Here is a 19,830-nt window from a genome sequence, read left to right as displayed (position 1 = left end):
CGTCCGGCGCCGCCTGTCCATCGAGCGGCACCCTCCGCGGCCGTGTCGGGATCTGCACGCGCGAGGACAGGTGGTGTCGTTACTCTGGCTGCTCGACCAGCGCGCTGCCACAGAAAAGCCTCCGGAGGGCGACCTCCGCAGGGTGCAGGTGTCGTCCGAAACGCGTGCGAGCGTTTCGGACGCACCGTCCGCACAACGCTCTGCGGAACGCGCCCACCTCGGGAAGCCGACCGCGGTTCTTCCTCGCCGCCGGCGAGGAAGAACAGAAGAACTCAGTCGACGTGCTTGCCCGAGTTGGCGGTCGTGGCGGTGCCGCCGTTGGCGAGCAGGTCGCGGATGTCAGCGAGGAGCTCGAGCTCGGTCGGCGCCTTGTCCTCGGCAGCGGGAGCGTCGTCCATCTTCTTCTTGAACGCCGCGTTCTTGAGGTGGTTGATCGGCAGCACGAATGCGAAGTAGAGCACGAACGCGACGATCACGAACTGGATGAGGGCCGAGAGGACGGCTCCGTAGGCGATGACCGTGTCGTCCTCGCCGCCGACGCCCTCGCGGATCGTCCAACCGAGCGCCTGCAGCGACGACGCGTCGAAGATCACTCCGATGAGCGGGTTGAAGATGCCCGTCACGATCGCGTTGACGATGGTGGTGAACGCCGCGCCGATGACCACGGCGACAGCCAGGTCGATGACGTTGCCGCGGAGGATGAACTCCTTGAAGCCGTTGATCATGGTCTGTTCCGTTTCTGCCGGCGGGCGGAGGGTCGTGCGCGGAGGTGTGTCGCCGAGTGCGAGACGCCGAGGTCAGCTCCCTGAGGACGACGACCCGGAGGAGGAGGAGGAGGATCCGGAGGAGGAGCCCGAGGACGAGGATCCCGAGGAACCCGACGACGACGACGACCCTCCCGACGAGGAGCCTCCCGACGACGACCCGCCCGTGGACGCCGGCGCCGGCGTCGAGCCCCCCGACGACGACGAGTCCGACCCCGACGACGACCCCTTCGCTCCGGACGAGCGCGAGTCCGTGCGGTAGAACCCGGACCCGTTGAAGGTCACGCCGACCGCGCTGAAGACCTTGCGCAGCGCGCCCTGGCAGCTGGGGCACTCCGTCAGCGTGTCGTCCGTGAACTTCTGCTGGATGTCGAAGGCGTTGCCGCACTGCGTGCAGCGGTAGGAGTAGGTGGGCACTGGTGCTCCTGAAGCGAAGGGGGAGTGAGGAGGGGGAGGAGGAGGAGTGCGCTCAGCGCGCGATGTCGAGGACGCCGGAGGGCGTCACGACGCCGTCGACGGCCTGGTCGTGCACCTCGCTGGGCACATGGTCGACGAGCTCGCTGTCGAAGACGACCGCGTAGACCGGCGGGCACTTCTCCATCGAGCCGAGGGTCTTGTCGAAGTAGCCGCGGCCCCAGCCCATCCGCATGCCGGTCCGGTCGACGGAGGCGGCGGGGACGATGATCAGGTCGACGTCGTTGATCGCGATCGGTCCGAGGAGGGCGCCGACCGGCTCCGGCATCCCGAACAGGCCCTGCGTCTCGGTGTGCCCGTCGCCGACGGCCCAGTCGAGCAGCCCGTCCTGGCGGGAGATGGGGAAGAGGACCCGGATGCCGTGGCTCTCGGCCCAGCCGAGGAACGGGCGGGTGCTCGGCTCGTCGGGCGCCGACAGGTAGCACGCGATCGACCCGGCCCCGTGACGGGTGACCAGGTCGATGAGGTGTTCCGTGATGCGGGCCGTGGCCTGCTCGCGAGAGGTGGTCGTCTGCGTGCGTCGGCGCTCGCGCAGCTCGGCGCGCAGCGCCCGCTTCTCGTGAGTGGTGTCGGCTGGCATGCGCTCAGTCTAGATCGGGGGTGACCGGCGGGATCGGCGGTGGTGGGGCGCGCTGAGTGCCGCTCATCCGGGGGTGACCCAGAACAGGGGCCGACCGCCTGCTCCCCGGCTTTCCGCGAAACATCCGCGACCATCACCGCCGCTATAGTGACGCCCCATGGGCACTCGTATCCGCAAAGCCGTCATCCCTGCCGCCGGTCTCGGCACCCGCTTCCTGCCGGCGACCAAGGCCATCCCCAAGGAGATGCTGCCGGTCGTCGACAAGCCGGCGATCCAGTACGTGGTGGAGGAAGCGGCGGACGCCGGTCTCCAGGACGTCCTCGTCATCATCGGGCGCAACAAGAACGCGCTCGCCAACCACTTCGACTCGGTCCCCGAGCTCGAGCTCAACCTCAGCAAGAAGGCCGACGACGCCAAGCTGGCCCACGTCAAGTACGCGAGCGACCTGGCCGACGTGCACTTCGTCCGCCAGGGCGAGCCGAAGGGCCTCGGCCACGCCGTCTCCCGCGCGCAGCGCCACGTGGGTGACGAGCCCTTCGCCGTCCTCCTGGGCGACGATCTCATCGACGCCCGCGACCCCCTCCTGACCCGCATGATCGACGTCGCCGAGCAGCGCGACACGACCGTCGTGGCACTGCTCGAGGTCGATCCCGACCAGATCCACCTGTACGGCTGCGCCGCGGTCGAGGCCACCGACGAGGGCGACGTGGTGCGCATCACCGGTCTCGTCGAGAAGCCCTCCAAGGAGGACGCGCCCTCCAACCTCGCCATCATCGGCCGCTACGTCCTCAAGCCGGACGTGTTCGGCGTGCTCGAGGAGACCCAGCCCGGCAAGGGCGGCGAGATCCAGCTGACCGACGCGCTCGAGCGCATGGCGCAGGACCCGGCCGAGTTCGGCGGCGTCTACGGCGTCGTGTTCCGCGGACGCCGCTACGACACGGGCGACAAGCTCGACTACATCAAGGCGATCGTGCAGCTCGCGTCCGACCGTCCCGACCTGGGCGAGGACCTCAAGCCGTGGCTGAAGGACTTCGTCAGCACGCTCTGACGACGAGGTCGCGCCTCGCACAGCACCGACGGGATCCCCTGCTCCGGCGGGGGATCCCGTGCGTGCGGGCCGGATCCGCGGGCCCGGTGAGCCTTCCGACCGCACCGGTCCACCCCTCTCCGCCCCTCCGATCGCGCAGTACAGTCGGGACATGCCGCTGCCAGTCCCGACGCTCTCCGAGGGTCGAGTCACCATCCGCCCGATCCGGGTCCGCGACGCCCGCCCGCTCGAGCGCGAGCTGATCGCCAACCGGGCCTGGCTGCGGCAGTGGGAGGCGTCCGATCCCCGCGGCGGCGCAGCGTTCGACGTGCGTGCGAGCATCCGCTCGCTGCAGCAGAACGCCCGCGCCGGGGGAGGGGTCCCGTTCCTGATCGAGTGGGACGGCGAGCTCGCCGGGCAGTTGAACATCTCGAACATCGGCTACGGCTCGCTCTCGTCGGGATCGATCGGCTACTGGGTGGCCGAGCGGTTCGCCGGCCGCAGCATCACTCCGATCGCCGTCGCCCTCGCCACCGACCACGCGTTCCTCGATCTGGGTCTGCACCGGATGGAGATCTGCATCCGACCCGAGAACCGCCCGAGCCTGCGCGTGGTCGAGAAGCTCGGCTACCGCTACGAGGGCCTCCGGCGCCGGTTCATCCACATCAACGGCGACTGGCGCGACCACTTCTGCTTCGCCCTCGTGGCGGAGGAAGTGCCGCGCGGCGTCCTGCGCCGCTACCTCGACGGCCAGGTGCCGCACGACGTGGGCACTCCGAGCGAGGCCGACCAGCGCGCGTCGCACCGTTCGGGTCTCTCCGGACCGCCGGACGGCGCGGGGATCCCCCGGACGGGGAGCCGCCTTCTCGGCGATCCGCGCGGACACACCTACCCGTAATGACGGACGGGACACCCTCCGACTCCTAGCGTGGGTCGCATGAGTAGCGACTGGCTGGGTGGGGGCGTCGTCTGGGCGCTCGCCGCCGTTCTGTGGGTCGCCTACCTGATCCCCACGTGGATGCGCCGACGGTCGTACAACGCGACCGAGCGCAACGCGGTGAGGCTGCAGCAGACGCTGCGGATCCTCGCCGAGACCGCGGAGGTGCCCGAGCACGTGCGTGCGGAGGCGACGGCCCGCGAGGTCGCGCTGCAGCAGCGCACCCTCCGGGCCACCGAGACACGACGACGAGCCGAAGAGAAGGCACAGGCGATGGAGCTGGCACAGGCGGAGAAGGCGGCGCGCGAGGCGCTGCGACGAGCATCCGCGACCACGGAGCAGAGCACTCGCACGGAGCCGGGTGTGCTGCGTTGGCGTCAGGGTGCGGCGGCGGCGGTCCTGGTCGGAATGGTCGCCGGCCTGGTCGGGCTCGTGATGCTGCCGTTCGGCGGCACCGCGGTGGTGCCCTCGCTCGGCGCACTGCTCCTCGTCGCAGGAGTCGCGACACTGCTGGTGCTGGCCCCCGGACGCCGTCGTTCGACGGCTCCCGCGGCGGAGGCGTCGACGTCGGTCCCCGTCTCGCGTCGCCCCGCCGAGGTCTTCGAGGCCGAGCTCGCGCAGGACGCACCCGCGGAGGAGGAGTCGGCCGTCGCGGAGGAGGCGGCGAGCTGGACGCCCAAGCCGCTGCCGAAGCCGCTGTACCTCTCGCGGGGCACCGTGGCCGCGAGCGCCATGGCGTCGATCGACGCCGTCGAGCGCCTGCGTGCCGCAGCAGCGGAGGCGGAGCTGGCGCAGCGCGCCGCCGCCGCCGCTCCCGAGGTCGCCCCGATCCGCACCCCCCGCGCCGCCGCTCCCGCGCCGGCTCCGGAGGCCCCTCGCCCCACCTCGCGCTTCGCGTCGATGGGCGTCGTGGACGGCGTCGACGCGATCGACCTCGACCGCGCTCTGCAGCGCCGACGGGGAGCCTGACGGCTCCGCTCGTCGATTCGGAGCCCGCTTCGCGGCGTGCTAGTGTGGACGAGTTGTTCGGGCCGGTGACGGCTCGGGAGGCACGGGTCCGTGGCGCAGTTGGTAGCGCGCTTCGTTCGCAATGAAGAGGTCAGGGGTTCGAATCCCCTCGGATCCACCGGTACTGCAGAAGGCCCGCTCGAGAGAGCGGGCCTTCCGTGTTCCAGGCGCTTAGCGTTCGGATTCCGTCGGTATCAGCGGAGCGACGGATCCGGGTCGTCCCAGTTCTCGACCGTCTGGAGCACCCAGAACGCGGTGAAGAGGGCGAGGGCGGCGGCCTCGACCAGCAGGAGCCACTGCTTGCCGAGCAGCGCCTCCCCGGTTCCGCTCGCGACCAGCGCGACCAGGGCGAGATCGATCCCGGCGAGAAGAGCTGCGAGCACGGCGTAGACGATCGAGTAGCCCCGCGGCGTGCCCGGGCCGCGGACGCCTTCCGACCGCACAGCGTGCGCGTGCACGGCGGCGACCGCCGCCATCAGGAGGAAGAAGACCGCGGCGGCGGCGTAGTGGGCGACGGCGGCGAACACGGGGGTCGTGGCGCACACCGCCAGCGCGGCCAGGAGGGCGGCGGCGATCGCCACCTTCACGAGGGCGCCGCGGTCGAGTGCCCGATCGAGGGCGAGGAACACCGTGGAGGCGACGAGGACCGCTCCGGCCACGACCAGGTAGGCGAGCATCCCGGCGGCGATCTCGTCGGTCGCACCCGGCGGCAGGCACCGGACGACGCCCTCCGGGCAGCCCGCGCCGGTCAGTCGCGCGAGCTCGTCGGACCGCAGCGGCACGGGGACCAGCGCGATCAGGGGCGCGGTCATGCCGCCGAGCAGCAGGAGGTACCGCCGCAGACTCCGCCCGGCGAGCACGACGAGGCCCACCGCGACCGCGAACAGGGCACCGACGAAGACGGAGCGGACGGGCGTGTAGTACGCCGCGCTGATCGAGCGGAGGGGACCGACGGCTACAAGGTGCCACAGCACTGCGACCCCGAGCAGCAGGACGGCCGCGCAGAGCGAGACGCGGACGTAGCGATGGGTGCGCAGCGACGAGAGGGTGCCGTCGGCCCGCAGCGCGTCGGTCGAGCGCACGCGCGCTACCCGGCTCGCAGGCCCGAGGAGCCGAGTGCGAAGTCGACGTCGATGCGGATCGCGACCCGGAGGGGGTTCTCGCGGGGCACGCGGTAGCGGCGCGAGTAGAGGTCGACGGCGTGCGCGACGGCGTCGGGCTCCTCCTCGATCGAGGCGGGGCCGCCGAGGCTGAGCCAGCGGATGCCGTCGACCTGGCCGACGGTGGCGGTGCCTCCGCGGCGCACGTTCAGCACCTTCTGGCTCTCGCGCGAGGTGATCACGCGCACCACGCCGTCCTCGTAGGTGAAGCCGACGGCGACGACGTGCAGGCGCCCACCGCGGCCGGGAGTGGAGAGGGTGGCCAGGTGGCGCTCGGTCACGAACTCGAGGCCGTCGGGGCTGAGGATGCTCATGCCGCGAGCGTAGCCGGGGGTGCTGACAGGGCTGCGAAGGAGCGGGTCCGCGCAACGACGGCGATGCCCGAGCCGGTCCTCCACAGGGTCGATCTCCACTCCTGCTGCACCTCGCCGCGCGCCGAATCGCATACGGAGGTGGTATTCCGACATATCCTCATTCCGCGGGGACCGATCGGCGGTTCCGCACGGAGGAGGAGCACCATGTCCCTACGCACACGACGGATCGCAGCCACGGGAGCGGTCGTCGCCGCCCTGCTCACCGGGATCGTCGCCGCACCGGCCGACGCCGCCGGCTCGGGGCAGACGCGGGTCACCCCGGCACAGGGCTGCAACGCGGGCAACTACGCCTATCGGAGCTACGCCAGCAGTGGCCGCGCGGTCGCGTTCACCTCGTTCGACGGCTACTGCTGGGGCAACAAGTCCGCGGGAGCCCGTGCCATCGCCGGCTCGGCGGTGAGCACCTGGCAGTACAACTGGGCCTCGGTCACCGTGACGATCGCGAAGCCGGCGTCGGCGACCGTCTACGGCAACCACTCCATCAACGGCGGCTACGTCCGGAACACCTGATGAGGCTCTCGGTCCCTGCGCTCGCGGGTGCGGGCGCCCTCCTGATGCTCGTGCTCGCCGGCTGCTCGGGCGCGCCCGCGAACGAGTCCGCCTCCCACGAGCCGTTGTCGTCGGCGCAGATCGAGGCACTCGCGGATCAGGAGCGCGAAGCGGGTCACGAGGAGCAGGCCGCGTTCCTCGAGGACGGTCTCGTGACGTTCGAGGAGTACGACGCGTCGTTCGTGCTCTACGCCGACTGCCTCGCCGCGAAGGGGTTCACCGTCGAGGGTCCGCAGGTCAGCCCGGTGGACGGCGTGCGGTACGAGTCGACGACGGACATCGGCACGCGGGAGCAGTCGGCCGCCCTCGCGGACATCGACGAGTGCCACGCCGCGTACTCGACGAGCGTCGCTCAGGCATACGAGCTGTCGCAGCCCCAGGTCATGGATCCTCCTCTGGCGCAGGCGACCGCGGACTGCCTGACCGAGAAGGGGCTCTCGGTCTCGGGGGAGGAGACCGCTGTCGCGGACTTCGTCGACTCGGTCGGCGAGGGCGAGGACGACGAGGTGACGGCCTGCGTCCTGGACGAGGCGGCACGCCTCTACCCCGAGATGACCTCGCTGTCGGTGGGGTACTGAGATGGCACGGGGAGTGGTGCGGGGGCCGCTGATCGGCGCCGGTCGCGCGGTCCTCCGCGCCCTCCTCGTGCTCGGGCTGCTCGTCTGGGTCGCGCTGCCCGTCGCCGGATACCTGAAGCTGAACGAATCCACTCGGGCCGCGTCGCTCGCCCCGGCGGTCGACGTCTGGGCTCCGGTGCAGGCGAGCACGGTCCCGACGCGACGGACGATCGGAGTCGTCGTCGGGCGAGCACCAGTGGTCGAGCTCTACGCCCCGGCCTGGAGCGGGCTCGTCGAAGCGACGGACGTCGGGTCCGGCACGGTCCTCCACGAGGGGGACGTCCTGGCGACCGTGGGCGGCATCGATCGGATCGCGGTGACGTCCGAGCGTCCCTTCGGCCGGGAGCTGCACCGGGACGACGAGGGTTCCGACGTGGCGTCGCTGAACGCTCTGCTGTCCCGGCGCGGGCTCGTCGCTCCCGACTCCGACGAGTTCACGGCTCGGACGCTGGCCTCCGTGCGATCGCTGGCGAAGGAGCTGGGCGTTCCGCAGTCCGGCACGGTGGAGTCGTTCGATCCCGCCTGGGTCGTCTTCCTGCCACTGCCCGACGTCCGCGTCGCCGCGTCGGCACTCCACGTCGGAGCACCCGCACCCGCGGCGGGGGAGGTGATCGTCACGAGCCGTCCGCGACTGTCGAGCGCCCTGCTCGACGCGGTGGGCACCTCCGAGGCGGGCGAGGGCGACGAGGGCACGGTGCAGACCGCCGTCACTGCAGGCGAAGGCGAGCGGCTGGAGGTGGGCGGACGTGAGCTTCCGCTCGCGCCGGACCGCCTCGGTGTCGAGGTGAGCGGCTGGGACGCCCTCGACGGGATGATCGACCCCGCACGCTCCAGGATCGACGCGGTCCTGGTCGCCGAACCCGTGCCCGGGACGTGGATCGTCCCGGGTGCCGCCGTCGGCATCGACGAGACGGGAGCGTCGTGCCTGGTCCGCCGCGGCGGCGCCGGGCCGAGCGAGCGCATCGCGGTCACCGTGGCGTCCAGCACGCTCGGTCGCAGCACCGTCTCGGGGCCGCTCGCCGACGGCGACGAAGTGCTCGTCTCCACCGCGACGGGAGGAGCGCCGTGCTCGTGACCCTCGCCGACGTCGGCGTCGTCCTCGGCGGCCGGACGGTCCTGCGCGACGTCTCCCTGACGATCGGCGCGGGGCAGACGGTCGCCCTCGTCGGGCCCTCCGGTGCGGGCAAATCGACTCTGCTGGGCGTGGTGGCCGGCGACCTCCGCCCGTCCAGCGGTGCGGTGCGCACCGTGCCGAAGGCGGGCTCCGCGTGGATCGTCCAGTCGACACCCGTGCTCACCCGGCGCACGGCTCTCGACAACGTGGCTCTCGGTGCGCTGTCGGCGGGCGCCTCGCGTCGGGCCGCGGAAGCCGACGCGCTCGCCGCGATGGCGGCACTCGGTGTCGAGGCGTTGGCCGATCAGACGGTGCACCGGCTCTCCGGCGGGGAGCGCCAGCGAGTCGCCGTCGCCCGCGCCATGGCGGCGCGCAGCACTTTCATCCTCGCCGACGAGCCGACCGCGGCACTCGACGCGGTGTCCCGCTCCCTCGTGGTGGCCGCTCTGGTGACGGCCGCAGAGTCGGGTGCGGCCGTCGTCGTCGCCACCCACGATCTCGTCGTCGCCGACTCCTGCGACCGCGTCGTGCGGATCGACTCCGGGCTCCTGGTCGAGTCAGGGGTCGACGCAGGCGTTCCCCTCGACACGCGGCGGGCACTCGGAACCCGAGGTGCGGAGTGACCGGCAGGAGGTTCCGGCTCGGGATCGTCGTGCAGGAGGCGGTGCGCACCGTCAGGGCCCACCCTGCTCTCGGGGTCCTCGCCGTCTCCGCGGCGATCCTGTCGGGCTTCCTGGGGCCCGCGCTCACGTCGGTCGAGGTCGGGGCCCTCGAGGCCGAGGCGAGGGAGCAGGTGCTCGCGGGCTCCACGGTGCTCACGGTCTCCGCGAAGGACCGCGTGCCGCTTCCGGCCGCCCGGTGCGACGCCCTTCGCGCTGTCGCGGGTGTCGTCGCCGCGGGCGGTGTGGTCGCGAGCGAGGACCTGCCCTCCGAGGGGGGCTCGTCCGTCACGCTCGTGCGCGCGACTCCGGGCTACGCGGACGTGGTCTGGCCGGCGGACGCACTCCGGCCCGACGAGCCGACCTCCGCCGTGGCGGGAGCGCTGCTCGGCTCACGCGCCGGAGTCAGCGGCCGCAGCACGCTCTCGGGTCTCCTCGTCGACGGGCGGAGCGAGTCGATCGCGCTCGACCAGGTGGCGGGAGCCTCGCCGCGGATCCCCTTCGTCGACCGGGCGGTCGTGATCGCGGAGCCCGCAGCGGGTTCCGTCGCCGAGTGCCTGATCGAGGCCGAGAGCGGGGCGGTGGCGGGCGTCGAGGCCGTCGCCCTCTCGTGGTTCCCCGCCGAGTACGAGACGACGACGGCTCCGTTCGCGCCCGCCGCCGACTCCGCCGGTGCCCTCGACGACCGACTCGCGAGAAGGCTGTCGGCGTGGGGTCCTCCGCTCGGCGCCGTCCTCTGCGTCACCGGCTTGTCGACGTCCTGGCTGGCGCGGCGCCGCGATCTGGCGCTGTACCGCAGCCTCGGCCTCTCGAGCGGGCGCCTGCTCCTGTCCCTGACCGTCGAGACGGCCGTGCTGACAGGGCTGGGGGTGCTGACCGGAGCGGCCGCCGCGACGGTCCTGCTTCCGTGGACGCCGCTCGCACTCCAGCTGGCGGGGAGCGACGTGGGAGCGCTCGTCGCGCTGGTGACCCTGATCCCGCTCGCCGGGTTGGCTCTCGCTCCACGCGGCCGGGGCCTGGACGCGCTGCGCGGCCGATGATCCTCCGCTCAGACCCGCAGGAGCAGTGCCTCGCCCTGCCCGCCGCCGCCGCAGAGCGCGGCGACGCCGAGCCCTCCGCCTCGTCGCCGCAGCGCGAGCGCGAGGTGCAGGGCCAGCCGCGCGCCGGAGGCGCCGACCGGGTGACCGAGAGCGATGGCGCCTCCGTCGATGTTCACCGCCTCCGACGCAACGCCCAGGTCGTCCGCCGACTGCAGAACCACCGACGCGAACGCCTCGTTGATCTCGATCACGTCGAGATCGGCCACCGCCGCTCCCCGGCGCGAGAGCGCCTGCAGGATCGCCGCGGACGGCTGCGAGTGCAGCGAGTTGTCCGGTCCGGCGACCTGCCCGTGCTCGGCGATCTCGGCGATCCAGGTCAGCCCTCTCGAGCGCGCCCAGCCCCGGCTCGCGACGACCAGCGCCGCGGCTCCGTCGGTGAGGGGGGAGGAGCTGCCGGCGGTGATCGTCCCCTCCGGGGAGAAGGCGGGTCGGAGGCCGGCGAGGATCTCCTCGCTCGTCTCCGGCCGGATCCCGTCGTCCTCCGAGACGACGACGTCCTCGCCCCGCCGCTGCGGCACGGCCACCGGCACGATCTCCTCCGCGAGGACCCCCGCCGCCCGGGCGGCCGAGGCCCGTCGGTGCGAGAGGGCGGCGTAGGCGTCCTGGCGATCCCGCCGGATGCCGCGCTCGGCGTTCCCGTCGTCGGTCACCCGGCCCATGATCCGCTGGTCGAACGGGTCGAGCAGCCCGTCGTTCAGAAGCGCGTCCTCGAGCGGCTGCGCACCGACCCCGACGCCGTCGCGGGCGCCGAGGAGCAGGTGCGGGGTACGCGTCATGGACTCCTGCCCACCGGCGACGACGACGGCCGCCTCGCCGGTCCGGATGAGCCGGGCCGCATCGATCACCGCGGTGAGACCCGAGAGGCAGAGCTTGTTGATCGTCACGGCGGGCACGTGCCAGCCCAGGCCTGCGAGGATCGCCGTCTGGCGCGCCGGCCCCTGCCCGGCCCCGGCCTGGATCACCTGGCCGAGGATCACCGCGTCGACGTCGGGCGCGTCCGCGCCCGAGCGCTCGAGGGCCGCGCGGACCGCGTGAGCACCGAGCTCCGTCGCGGACAGGGTGGCGAACGCACCGCCGAAGCGGGCGAAGGGGGTGCGCGCACCCCCGAGGATCACGGGGACGAGGTCGTCTGCGGCCACGGCGGGCTCCTTCTCGACGGTGAGAGCGGACGGTGCCGGTCAGGGCACCAGGAGGATCTTCCCGCGGACGTGCCCGTCCTCGCTCGCCCGGTGCGCCTCGACGACGTCCTCGAGGGCGAAGCGCGGCCCGAGCTCGACCGTGAAGCGGCCCTCGGCGAGCAGCCGGAGGGCGTGCGGGATCGCCTCGCGGCGGAGGGTCAGCTCCTCCGGGGTCAGCGGCACGGGGTTGCCGCCCGACCAGGCGCGGATGCCGAGCTCCGCGGCGCGCGCCCCCACGACGACGGTGCCCACGTGCTGCGGATCCTCGACCAGGGCGAGCGAGGCGGCGACGGCTTCGTCGGTGCCTGCGGCGTCGAGCACCCGGTCGACGCCGTCGGGAGCCGCCTCGCGCAACCGGGCCAGCAGGCCCGAGCCGTAAGCCACCGGCTCCGCCCCGAGCGCACGCAGCACCCCGTGGTTCGCCGGGCTCGCGGTCGCGATCACGCGGGCGCCCCGCTCCCGGGCGAATTGCACGGCGGCCTGCCCGACCGCCCCCGCGCCCGCATGCACGAGGAAGGTCGAGCCCTCGGCGACGCCGAGCGAGACGACGGCCTGGTAGGCGGTGCCGATCGGGATGCCGAGCGCGGCCGCCTGCTCGAACGAGACGGTCGGGGGCTTCGCATCGAGGTTCTCGGGACGGACCACGACAGAGGTGCCGTACGTGCCGGAGGCGCCCTGCACGACGACCTCGTCGCCGACGCGCCGGCCGTCGACTCCGGCGCCGATCGCGGTCACGACGCCGGCCCCGTCCGAGCCGAGCCGACGCGGTTCCGTGAGAGGGGGGCTCGGCCGCACCCCCGAGCGGATCTTCCACTCGATCGGATTCACGCCCGCAGCCCGGATCGCGACCACGAGGCCGCCCTCGGGAGCCTCGGGCTCGGGCACGTCGACGACCTCGAGCACTTCGAGCCCGCCGATCCGGCGGTACTGCACGATCCTCGCCACGTCGTCCTCCTCCGGGGTCCGTCAGCCCAGCAGCCGGTCGCGCACCTCGCGGCGCAGCACCTTGCCGATCAGCGAGGTCGGCAGCTCGTCGACCGGGACGACGCGCTTGGGCACCTTGTAGGCGGTGAGGTGCACGCGGCAGAAGTCGCGCAGCGCCTCGGGGTCCACGGCCGCGCCCGCCCGCAGCACGACGGCGGCCGCGACGCTCTCGCCGCCTTCCGGGCGGGGCAGCCCGACCACGGCCGCGCGCGACACGTCGGGGTGCGACTCGAGGACGCCCTCGACCTCGGACGGCGACACGTTGAACCCGCCCGTGATGATCAGCTCCTTGGCGCGGTCGACGATCGTCACGAAGCCGTCCGCCGACACCGTCGCGATGTCGCCCGTGCGGAGCCAGCCGTCGGCCAGCAGCGTCTCGCCGGTCTCGCCGGGGCGCCTCCAGTAGCCCTGGAACACCTGGGGCCCGCGCAGCAGCAGCTCACCCGATTCGCCGGGTCCGCGGTCGACGGAGGGGTCGGCCGGGTCGACGAGGCGGATCTCGGTGCTCGGGAACGGCACGCCCACGGTGCCCGGCCGCCGAGTCGCCCCCACCGGGTTGCCGATCGCGACGGGCGAGCTCTCGGTCATGCCGTAGCCCTCGACGAGGAGCCCGCGGCTCGCTCGCTCCCAGCGGTCGACGGTCGCGACGGGGAGCCCCATCGCTCCGGAGATGGCGAAGCGGATGCCGCGCAGATCGAGCTCGCCGCGCTCGGACGCCCGGGCCAGTGCGTCGTACACGGGAGGCACTGCAGGCAGGAACGTGGGCGGCGACGACTTCGCGGCCGCCTTCACGAGTCCCACGTCGAACGTCGGGAACAGCACGACCTTCGCCCCGATGCTGATCGCGAAGGTCAGGCAGAGCGTGAGTCCGTAGGCGTGGAAGAGGGGGAGGACCGCGTAGAACGTCTCGTCGCCCTCGCGGAGCCCCGGCACCCACGCCTGACCCTGCATCGCGTTCGCGCGCAGATTCGCGTGCGAGAGGATCGCGCCCTTCGGCGTGCCGGTGGTACCGCTCGTGTACTGCAGCAGTGCGGTGTCGCCGAGGGAGGGACGGGGGTGCGAGCGCGAGAGCCGGCGGCCGCCGAGCAGGCGGGAGAACGGGAGGACCGAGCGGGAGCGGGGCCGCCCCGTCAGCTTCGCGCGAGCCGCGCGGACCTTCGGCAGCGGCAGGCGCAGCGCCAGGCGCTTCGCCAGCGGGAACGACTCCGTCAGGTCGACCGCGACGACGCGCTCGACGCCGACATCGGCGGGCATCGCCGCGACCGTGTCGGCGACCTTGTCCCAGACCACCGCGATGCGCGCGCCGTGGTCCTCGAACTGCCGACGCAGCTCCCGCGGCGTGTAGAGCGGGTTGTGCTCGACCACGATCGCGCCCAGCCGCAGCACCGCGTAGAACGCGATCACGTGCTCGGGGCAGTTGGGCAGCACGAGCGCGACGCGGTCGCCGGGGCGGACGCCCAGTCGGCGCAGCCCCTCCGCGGCCCGGGACACCTTCTCGCCGAGTTCGCCGTAGGTGGTGCCGGCGCCGAAGAACTCGAGGGCCGTGCCGCGACGGTAGCGGGCGACCGAGTCCTCGAGGAGGTCGACGAGGGTCTGGTTGGGCGGATCGATCTCGCTCGGGACGCCCTCCGCGTAGGAGGTCAGCCACGGCTTCGTCGCCAGGTACGGGGTTCCGGGAGTCACGGAGCCACTATCGGGCATCAGCCTCCGGGGTTGCTCCGAGCCCGGGGCGAGGGGGTGACGGCGGAGGCGGGCCTCCGCGCAGACTGGAGCGATGAGCGCAGCCATCGACCTCCTCCGCGACGCCTTCGACCGGGTGCACCAGAACGTGCACGCGGTCCTCGACGACATCACTCCCGAGCAGCTCGGCTTCCGCGCCGATGCGCAGGCCAACTCGCCCGCCTGGCTGATCTGGCACCTGACGCGCGTGCAGGACGACCACCTCGCCCCGCTCGCGGGTCACGAGCAGGTCTGGACCGCCGAGGACTTCCACGGTCGCTCCGCTCTGCCCTTCGAGCCGGGTGCGAGTGGCTACGGGCAGGAGCCGTCCGAGGTGGCGGCGCTCGCCGCGGTTCCCGCGCACCTGCTCGCCGAGTACCACGACGCCGTGCACACGACGACGCTCGCCTACCTCGACACGCTCTCGGACGAGGACCTCGCCGAAGTCGTCGACCGCCAGTGGAACCCGCCGGTGACCCTCGGCGTGCGCCTGGTCTCGGTCGTCGACGACGACGCCCAGCACGTGGGCCAGGCCGCCTTCGCGAAGGGCCTCGCCGAGCGCGCCTGAGGCCCGTCCGACGTCGGCCGCACTCGCGATGCCGCTACCCTGGAGCCGGCACCGCCGCCCAGCGGCGGAGTCCGCGGAGCGAGGACCGCGCCACCGAGAGGACCACCACGTGACGTCGCCCGACACCACCACCGCCCCCGCCCCCCTGACGCGCAAGGGGCGCGACGTGCCCGCCGAGATCGCCCGCTCGTGGCTCCTCGTCAACGCCACGCGCACCGAGACCTTCGACGCCGCGCACGCGTCGCGCGCCGACCAGATCGTCCTCGACATCGAGGACGCGGTCGACCCCAAGGCGAAGCCCGCCGCTCGCGCCGATGTCGTCGAGTGGCTGAAGGGCGACAAGAAGGCCTGGGTCCGCATCAACGACCACTCCACTCCGTTCTGGTCGGACGACGTCGATGCGCTGAAGGGCCTGCCCGGCCTCGCCGGCGTCATGCTCGCCAAGACGGAGGCGGCGGAGCACGTCACCGAGACCTTCGACCGCCTCGGCGGCTCGACCCCGGTGCTCGCCCTCGTCGAATCGGCCCTCGGGATCGAGGAGGCGGTCTCCATCGCCCGCGCCCGCGGCTGCTTCCGGCTCGCGTTCGGCAGCGGCGACTACCGCCGCGACACCGGCACCAGCGCCGACGACCTGGCCATGGCCTACCCGCGCTCGCGCCTCGTCGTCGCCTCGCGCATCGGGGATCTGCCCGGCCCCATCGACGGTCCGACCGTCTCGAACAGCCACCCCGTGCTCCGCGAGCAGTCGGCTCTGACCGTGTCGCTCGGGCTCACCGGCAAGCTCTGCCTCGACACCGAGCAGCTCGCGGTCATCAACGAGGTCATCAGCCCCACCCCGTCCGACGTGGCGTGGGCGCGCGACTTCCTCGACGACTTCGAGGCGCGCGGTCGCGTGATCCGCGACGGCAGCGACCTGCCGCGCCTGGGCCGGGCCAAGAAGATCGACAAGCTCGCGACGGCGTTCGGAGTGAATCCGCTCTGATCCGCCGTCCGCGGCACGAGGACGAGGAGGCGCCCATGGGCGCGGTCAGCACCTTCCTGTGGTTCGACGACGCAGCGGGGGAGGCGGCGGCGTTCTACACGTCGCTCGTCCCGAACTCGCGGATCCTCGACAGCCGCGTGCTGCCCGAGGGGTCGCCGTCACCGGGAGCGCTGCTCTCGGTGGTGTTCGAGCTCGACGGGCAGCGGTTCCAGGCGATCAACGCGGGCCCGCGCTTCCCCTTCACCGAGGCGGTCTCGATCGTGGTGACCGTGGAGTCGCAGGCCGAGCTCGACCGCCTCTGGGACGCGCTCACGGCCGACGGCGGTCAGGAGAGCCGGTGCGGGTGGCTCCGGGACCGATGGGGGCTGTGGTGGCAGATCGTCCCGTCCGTCCTCGGCGATCTCCTCGGCGGAGCCGATGCCGACGGCGCCTCCCGCGCCATGCAGGCGATGCTCGCGATGGACCGGCTCGACATCCGCGCGCTCGAAGAGGCGTATGCCGGCGCGTAGATCCGGGACGGCGCGCCGCTCCGTCTCGCTCCGGCGGGCCTACCTCCGCGACTACCGTTACGCCTACGGGTCGCGCTTCGCGCATCTGCGCGACGGCTGGGACGTCTCGCACTACTCCGACGGCGATCGCGCGCCGGTGCTGCTGATCCCGGGCGTCTACGAGACGTGGCAGTTCCTCCGGCCTGTCGCGGACCGGCTGAACGGCGCCGGCCATCCGATCCACGTGCTGCCGGCGCTCGGCCACAACACGCGTCCGATCGTCGCCTCGGCGGCCCTCGGGCAGCAGTACCTCCGCGAGCACGACCTGCGCGACGTGGTCGTCGTCGCGCACAGCAAGGGCGGGCTGATCGGCAAGCACATGATGGTGGTCGACGACCTGCAGGAGCGGCGCATCGACCGCATGATCGCGGTCTCGACGCCCTTCTCCGGCTCGCCGCTCGCACGGATCGCACCCGCCCGCGCCCTGCGCGAGTTCGATCCGCACCGCCCGGTCATCCGGACCCTGCTCGCCGAGCGCGACGCCGATGCGCGGATCACGTCGATCTACGGCATGCGCGACCAGTACATCCCCGGCGGCAGCCGCCTGGTCGGCGCGCGCGAGAACATCGCGGTGTCGGTCGTCGGGCACTTCGCGCTGCTGTCGCACCCGAAGGTGCTCGACCTCATCGCGTCGAGGGTCGATCCGGAGTGACGGGGCCGGGGCGCCGAGGCGCGCCCGGCCGATCGCGGGTCAGCTCCAGGGCGTGAGCAGCACGAGCGGGATCTCGCGCTCGGTCTTCGTCTGGTACTCCGCGTAGTCCGGCCAGGCCGCGACGGAGCGCTCCCACCACACCGCGCGCTCGTCACCCTCGAGGACGCGCGCCGTGTAGTCCTTCTTCACGGGCCCGTCCTGGAGCTCGACGTGCGGCTCCTTCAGCATGTTGCCGTACCAGACGGGGTGCTCGGGGGCGCCGCCCTTGGAGGCGACGACGACGTACTCGCCGTCGTGCTCGACCCGCATGAGCGCGGTCTTGCGCAGCTTCCCGCTGCGCGATCCGACGGTGGTGAGGACGATGATCGGCTTGCCGCGGAGGAGGTTGCCCTCCGCGCCTCCGGTCGACTCGTAGAGCTCGGCCTGCTCGCGGGCCCAGGCGGACGTGCTCGGTTCGTATTCTCCGGTGAGGGGCATGCTCCGATCGTAGCCACGAGTGCGCGATCGCTTCGGGACGTGCACGAGGATGGAGCGGTGCAGGCTCCCGACCAGATCGACCGCGCGCTGATCGCGCGCCTCCGCGACGACCTCCTCCGCGCCCGCTACGGCGTCGACGCCGTCCGCGAGCTGTGGGGGGAGGCGGCCGCCGAGGCCCTCCACCGCGGCGACCGCGTGCCCGCGCGCCGAGCGCTCGAGCGCCGCTCCGATTCGTCGCCCGAGGAGCAGGCGCGCGCCGTCCTCGCGCGGCTCTTCCTGCTCGCCGATCCGGTGACCGCCGCGGAGGCCGGGGCGGCGTTCGCGTCGCTGGGACTCGAGGGAGCGATCGGCCTCGAGCTCGTTCGCGCGGAGGCCGGAGCCGTCGTCGTCGCCGCGCTGGATCTGCGGCCCTACGACCTCGTCGACCTGCACGGCGCCGCGTCCTGGTGGATCGCCTCCGATCTGGGCGAGCTGGCGCTGGGCCGCGCGCTGTCCGAGGACCACGTCCTCGGCGTCGGCGGCGCCAGTCTGACCCTGACCGGACTGATGATCCAGCGCCCGGTCGGCAGCGTCCTCGATCTCGGCACCGGCTGCGGCATCCAGGCGCTCCACGCGTCGCGGCACGCGGACCGGGTGGTGGCCACCGACATCTCGCACCGGGCGCTGGCGATCGCCGCCTTCAACGCGGAGCTGAACCGGATCGACTCGATCGAGTTCCGCCACGGCAGCCTGTACGAGCCGGTCGCCGGCGAGCGGTTCGATCACATCGTCACGAATCCGCCGTTCGTCATCACTCCGCGCAGTGCCGGCGTGCCGTCGTACGAGTACCGCGACGGCGGGCTCGAGGGCGACGAGATCGTGCGCCGCGTCGTGCTCGGCGCTGCCGAGCACCTGGCTCCGGGCGGCATCGCGCAGCTGCTCGGCAACTGGGAGTACCGCGCCACGGCCGACGCCTTCGACCGGGTGCGCGCGTGGCTGGCCGATGCGAGGGCTCCGCTCGAGCAGGCGCTCGAACCCGGTCGTGCGGGATTGGACGCGTGGATCGACGGCTCCGCGTCGCCGCTCGACGTCTGGGTGGTCGAGCGCGAGCAGCAGGACCCGGCGGTCTACGCCGAGACGTGGATCCGCGACGGAGGGACCACCCGCGGTGCGGAGTTCGACGCGCTGGTCGACGCCTGGCTCGAGGACTTCGAGCACCGCGGAGTGACGGGGGTCGGGTTCGGCTACGTCACCCTGCGGCTGCCCGCCCGTCCGCGACCCCCGCTCCGCCGCCTCGAGCGGGTGGACGGCGCCCTCTCGACGGCGGGCCTGGGCGGCCATCTCGCGCACTGCCTCGATGCGCTCGAGCGGCTCGCCGACCTCGGCGACCGCGCGCTCGCCGGGCTGTCGCTCGTCGTCGCGCGCGATGTGACGGAGGAGCGCCACTACTGGCCGGGCAACGACGACCCGACCGTGCTGCGGCTGCGCCAGGGCGGCGGCTTCTCGCGCACCGAGGACGTCGACACGGCCCTCGCCGCGGTCGTCGGGGCCTGCGACGGCGAGCTCTCGCTCGCGGCGATCATCGCCGCCGTGGCGTCGATCCTGCAGGTCGAGGAGGAGGCGGTCAGCGCCTCCGTGCTGCCGGGAGTGCGGGAGCTGATCGCGACCGGGATGCTCGTCCTGCCCTGACCACGGCCGCTTCCGTGCGGATGCTCAGAACAGCGTCGCGGAAGAGTCCTCGACGGCCGTCGCGGACGGGGCGGCAGCGGGTGCGGCGCTCGGCCAGCCGGGTCCGGCATCGACGGGCTGCCTGCGCTGGAACGCCGTCGCGGCGGCGCGGGCGCGGACGTCCGCGGCCTCGTTCATCCGGTGGTTCGCGTGGCCCTTGACCCACTCGAACGTGACGGCGCGGCCCTGGAGGGCCTCGTCGAGGGCCTTGATGATCTCGACGTTCATCACCGGCTTGCCGTCGGCCTTGCGCCAGCCCTTCCGCTTCCAGCCGGGCAGCCACTCGGTGCACGCCTTGATGGCGTACTGGCTGTCGCAGAGGATGTGCAGCGGCTCGTCCTCGTGCGCGGTGGAGCGCAGCAGCTCGAGCACCGCGGTCAGCTCGCCGATGTTGTTCGTGCCGTGCGACCAGCCGCCCGCGGCCCAGCGCGCGTCGTCGACGTACCAGGCCCAGCCCGCGGGGCCGGGATTGCCCAGGGCGGATCCGTCTGCGGCGGCGATGATGCTCACGTACTGCTCCTCGTGCGGTCGGTGCACCCGCGCGGGCGCCCTTCGAGGGTAGTCGCCCAGACGGCTCGCCCCGGCGGTGAGCGCGGACCTCCGTGAGCGCAGCCGTCCGCGAGCGCAAGCCGGTGCCGGATGTCGGCGTTCG

Annotated in this window: 23 protein-coding genes, 1 tRNA gene and 1 pseudogene; 15 read left to right on the top strand and 10 right to left on the bottom strand. The window is 72.9% G+C overall.

Annotated elements, in window-relative coordinates:
- Nucleotides 1-272: 272 nt before the first annotated feature.
- Complete coding sequence (mscL, locus tag LRG51_RS05745) at nucleotides 273-725, bottom strand: large conductance mechanosensitive channel protein MscL (protein ID WP_200930970.1); 453 nt, start codon at nucleotides 723-725, stop codon at nucleotides 273-275.
- Here mscL and LRG51_RS19570 point away from each other — a divergent pair.
- Nucleotides 682-1,026, top strand: coding sequence for a hypothetical protein (locus tag LRG51_RS19570; RefSeq protein WP_329958737.1), 345 nt, complete (start codon nucleotides 682-684; stop codon nucleotides 1,024-1,026). The genes mscL and LRG51_RS19570 overlap by 44 nt on opposite strands.
- 14 nt (nucleotides 1,027-1,040) lie before the next feature.
- On the opposite strand, the pseudogene LRG51_RS19565 reads toward LRG51_RS19570, so the two are convergent.
- Nucleotides 1,041-1,181: pseudogene (locus LRG51_RS19565) on the bottom strand (FmdB family zinc ribbon protein); the annotation flags it as partial.
- Between the two features lie 52 nt (nucleotides 1,182-1,233).
- Nucleotides 1,234-1,818: a 5-formyltetrahydrofolate cyclo-ligase gene (locus LRG51_RS05735; protein ID WP_055787897.1), complete on the bottom strand. Its 585-nt coding sequence runs from the start codon at nucleotides 1,816-1,818 to the stop codon at nucleotides 1,234-1,236.
- A 157-nt stretch (nucleotides 1,819-1,975) separates the two neighbouring features.
- Between LRG51_RS05735 and galU the strand changes: the two genes are divergently transcribed.
- The 4 genes from galU (at nucleotide 1,976) to LRG51_RS05715 (ending at nucleotide 4,908) form a co-directional block, all read left to right on the top strand.
- Nucleotides 1,976-2,866: a UTP--glucose-1-phosphate uridylyltransferase GalU gene (gene galU, locus LRG51_RS05730; RefSeq protein ID WP_230671618.1), complete on the top strand. Its 891-nt coding sequence runs from the start codon at nucleotides 1,976-1,978 to the stop codon at nucleotides 2,864-2,866.
- 151 nt (nucleotides 2,867-3,017) lie between these two features.
- Nucleotides 3,018-3,743 (top strand): GNAT family N-acetyltransferase, encoded by a 726-nt coding sequence (locus LRG51_RS05725; RefSeq protein ID WP_082481011.1) that lies wholly within the window; start codon nucleotides 3,018-3,020, stop codon nucleotides 3,741-3,743.
- A 39-nt stretch (nucleotides 3,744-3,782) separates the two neighbouring features.
- Nucleotides 3,783-4,751, top strand: a complete 969-nt coding sequence (locus tag LRG51_RS05720) for a hypothetical protein (protein WP_230671616.1) — start codon at nucleotides 3,783-3,785, stop codon at nucleotides 4,749-4,751.
- Between the two features lie 84 nt (nucleotides 4,752-4,835).
- Nucleotides 4,836-4,908 (top strand) — tRNA-Ala (locus tag LRG51_RS05715).
- A 76-nt stretch (nucleotides 4,909-4,984) separates the two neighbouring features.
- On the opposite strand, the gene LRG51_RS05710 is transcribed toward LRG51_RS05715, so the two are convergent.
- Nucleotides 4,985-5,872 carry a hypothetical protein gene (locus LRG51_RS05710; RefSeq protein WP_230671614.1) on the bottom strand — a complete coding sequence of 296 codons (888 nt, stop codon included), beginning with the start codon at nucleotides 5,870-5,872 and terminating at the stop codon, nucleotides 4,985-4,987.
- 5 nt (nucleotides 5,873-5,877) lie between these two features.
- Nucleotides 5,878-6,264 carry a pyridoxamine 5'-phosphate oxidase family protein gene (locus tag LRG51_RS05705; RefSeq protein ID WP_056867448.1) on the bottom strand — a complete coding sequence of 129 codons (387 nt, stop codon included), beginning with the start codon at nucleotides 6,262-6,264 and terminating at the stop codon, nucleotides 5,878-5,880.
- Between the two features lie 204 nt (nucleotides 6,265-6,468).
- On the opposite strand from LRG51_RS05705, the gene LRG51_RS05700 reads away from it, so the two are divergent.
- From LRG51_RS05700 to LRG51_RS05680, 5 genes are read left to right on the top strand one after another with little or no spacing between them, the layout of a single operon-like run.
- Complete coding sequence (locus LRG51_RS05700) at nucleotides 6,469-6,834, top strand: hypothetical protein (RefSeq protein WP_055787911.1); 366 nt, start codon at nucleotides 6,469-6,471, stop codon at nucleotides 6,832-6,834.
- Nucleotides 6,834-7,451, top strand: coding sequence for a hypothetical protein (locus LRG51_RS05695; protein ID WP_230671612.1), 618 nt, complete (start codon nucleotides 6,834-6,836; stop codon nucleotides 7,449-7,451). The genes LRG51_RS05700 and LRG51_RS05695 overlap by 1 nt, the downstream gene beginning before the upstream one ends.
- Before the next feature lies 1 nt (nucleotide 7,452).
- The gene (locus tag LRG51_RS05690; RefSeq protein ID WP_230671610.1) at nucleotides 7,453-8,565 is read left to right on the top strand and encodes a hypothetical protein; all 1,113 of its coding nucleotides are present in this window, start codon (nucleotides 7,453-7,455) and stop codon (nucleotides 8,563-8,565) included.
- Entirely contained in the window at nucleotides 8,556-9,227 is a 672-nt protein-coding gene (locus LRG51_RS05685; RefSeq protein ID WP_230671608.1) for an ATP-binding cassette domain-containing protein, read from the top strand. Before LRG51_RS05690 ends, LRG51_RS05685 begins: the two co-directional genes overlap by 10 nt.
- A complete protein-coding gene (locus LRG51_RS05680; protein ID WP_230671606.1) occupies nucleotides 9,224-10,303 on the top strand; it encodes an FtsX-like permease family protein in 1,080 nt (359 codons plus the stop codon). Before LRG51_RS05685 ends, LRG51_RS05680 begins: the two co-directional genes overlap by 4 nt.
- 8 nt (nucleotides 10,304-10,311) lie before the next feature.
- Here LRG51_RS05680 and LRG51_RS05675 read toward each other — a convergent pair whose 3' ends face one another.
- From LRG51_RS05675 to LRG51_RS05665, 3 genes are read right to left on the bottom strand one after another with little or no spacing between them, the layout of a single operon-like run.
- Entirely contained in the window at nucleotides 10,312-11,502 is a 1,191-nt protein-coding gene (locus LRG51_RS05675) for an acetyl-CoA C-acyltransferase (RefSeq protein WP_230671604.1), read from the bottom strand.
- A 39-nt stretch (nucleotides 11,503-11,541) separates the two neighbouring features.
- Nucleotides 11,542-12,486 carry an NADP-dependent oxidoreductase gene (locus LRG51_RS05670; protein ID WP_230671602.1) on the bottom strand — a complete coding sequence of 315 codons (945 nt, stop codon included), beginning with the start codon at nucleotides 12,484-12,486 and terminating at the stop codon, nucleotides 11,542-11,544.
- Nucleotides 12,487-12,507: 21 nt separating this feature from the next.
- Nucleotides 12,508-14,226, bottom strand: a complete 1,719-nt coding sequence (locus tag LRG51_RS05665) for a long-chain-fatty-acid--CoA ligase (RefSeq protein ID WP_230671600.1) — start codon at nucleotides 14,224-14,226, stop codon at nucleotides 12,508-12,510.
- 73 nt (nucleotides 14,227-14,299) lie between these two features.
- On the opposite strand from LRG51_RS05665, the gene LRG51_RS05660 reads away from it, so the two are divergent.
- From LRG51_RS05660 to LRG51_RS05645, 4 genes are all read left to right on the top strand, one after another.
- Nucleotides 14,300-14,812 carry a mycothiol transferase gene (locus LRG51_RS05660; RefSeq protein ID WP_230671598.1) on the top strand — a complete coding sequence of 171 codons (513 nt, stop codon included), beginning with the start codon at nucleotides 14,300-14,302 and terminating at the stop codon, nucleotides 14,810-14,812.
- A 109-nt stretch (nucleotides 14,813-14,921) separates the two neighbouring features.
- Nucleotides 14,922-15,794, top strand: a complete 873-nt coding sequence (locus LRG51_RS05655; RefSeq protein ID WP_230671596.1) for an HpcH/HpaI aldolase/citrate lyase family protein — start codon at nucleotides 14,922-14,924, stop codon at nucleotides 15,792-15,794.
- A 35-nt stretch (nucleotides 15,795-15,829) separates the two neighbouring features.
- Nucleotides 15,830-16,303, top strand: a complete 474-nt coding sequence (locus tag LRG51_RS05650; RefSeq protein ID WP_230671593.1) for a VOC family protein — start codon at nucleotides 15,830-15,832, stop codon at nucleotides 16,301-16,303.
- On the top strand, nucleotides 16,290-16,994 hold the full coding sequence (locus LRG51_RS05645; protein ID WP_230671591.1) for an esterase/lipase family protein: 705 nt from the start codon (nucleotides 16,290-16,292) through the stop codon (nucleotides 16,992-16,994). Before LRG51_RS05650 ends, LRG51_RS05645 begins: the two co-directional genes overlap by 14 nt.
- A gap of 39 nt (nucleotides 16,995-17,033) precedes the next feature.
- On the opposite strand, the gene LRG51_RS05640 is transcribed toward LRG51_RS05645, so the two are convergent.
- The gene (locus LRG51_RS05640; RefSeq protein ID WP_055789020.1) at nucleotides 17,034-17,471 is read right to left on the bottom strand and encodes a nitroreductase family deazaflavin-dependent oxidoreductase; all 438 of its coding nucleotides are present in this window, start codon (nucleotides 17,469-17,471) and stop codon (nucleotides 17,034-17,036) included.
- A 57-nt stretch (nucleotides 17,472-17,528) separates the two neighbouring features.
- Here LRG51_RS05640 and LRG51_RS05635 point away from each other — a divergent pair, with 57 nt between their 5' ends.
- Complete coding sequence (locus tag LRG51_RS05635; RefSeq protein WP_230671589.1) at nucleotides 17,529-19,139, top strand: DUF7059 domain-containing protein; 1,611 nt, start codon at nucleotides 17,529-17,531, stop codon at nucleotides 19,137-19,139.
- Between the two features lie 24 nt (nucleotides 19,140-19,163).
- Here LRG51_RS05635 and LRG51_RS05630 read toward each other — a convergent pair whose 3' ends face one another.
- Entirely contained in the window at nucleotides 19,164-19,688 is a 525-nt protein-coding gene (locus LRG51_RS05630; RefSeq protein WP_442966655.1) for a ribonuclease H family protein, read from the bottom strand.
- Nucleotides 19,689-19,830: the final 142 nt, after the last annotated feature.

It is taken from the genome of Rathayibacter sp. Leaf248 (assembly GCF_920939495.1).
GTDB lineage: Bacteria > Actinomycetota > Actinomycetes > Actinomycetales > Microbacteriaceae > Rathayibacter > Rathayibacter caricis.
Note: the sequence above shows the minus strand (reverse complement) of the source record. Positions and strands in the feature narration are given on the sequence as shown.